The sequence below is a fragment of the Enterobacter sp. PGRG2 genome (assembly GCF_030291195.1).
GTDB lineage: Bacteria > Pseudomonadota > Gammaproteobacteria > Enterobacterales > Enterobacteriaceae > Enterobacter_D.
This window is the reverse complement of sequence record NZ_CP127837.1, coordinates 3,683,753-3,684,373: the sequence shown is the minus strand read 5'-3', so window position 1 is coordinate 3,684,373 and position 621 is coordinate 3,683,753. Positions and strand designations below refer to the sequence as shown.

Here is a 621-nt window from a genome sequence, read left to right as displayed (position 1 = left end):
TGCTCAGTGTCATGGGTTAGTCCTCAATTGCACGAAACAGCGTTGACTGCTGAAATCCGGTCAGGAACCATAATCCGTCAGCGCGTAAGCTCATTTCGTACCAGTCTTCAGGATTAAGGTCAGAAACAAGATTATCACCGCATAAGCAGGTATCCGGGCCGCGCTTTTCAGAGTCGTAAATTTCTCCAGGAGTAAACCACTCGGTCTTTTCGGAGTACACGCACTCCATTTTGATAACACTGGACATACTCACTCCCCCTCTATCTTCAGGCTGATGCCCGCGGCGGCGCAATTTTCTTCAAATATTCGGATCATCGAAGAAACCGTGACGTTGTGGATTGCCGCTAAATCCGCATTGCTGAACCTGGCATCCGCATAGTCTTCATATGTGCGACGGCGTGGCAGCTTCACGGTGAGCGTTCTGGCCTCAAGCTCGGAGATTCTGGCTTCCGCTGCATCAGCGCGAGCACGATGATTCTCAATGGCCGCGCATGCCTGGCCGTAAGCCCACTCTGTCGGCGTGCGGTTTTCGTAGCGCTTCTCTGCGGCTTCCGCACGTGCCTTAAACTCAGCTATGCGAGATTGTGCGGCTTCCAGCGCCTCTGTCAGCGCCAGCACGTT

Annotated in this window: 2 protein-coding genes; both read right to left on the bottom strand. The window is 53.5% G+C overall.

Annotated elements, in window-relative coordinates:
* Nucleotides 1–16 precede the first annotated feature (16 nt).
* Nucleotides 17–247 (bottom strand): hypothetical protein, encoded by a 231-nt coding sequence (locus tag QRD42_RS16395; RefSeq protein ID WP_072568845.1) that lies wholly within the window; start codon nt 245–247, stop codon nt 17–19.
* A 2-nt stretch (nt 248–249) separates the two neighbouring features.
* Nucleotides 250–621, bottom strand: a 372-nt coding sequence (locus QRD42_RS16390) for a hypothetical protein (RefSeq protein WP_321987631.1), incomplete at its 5' end; no start/stop codon positions are given.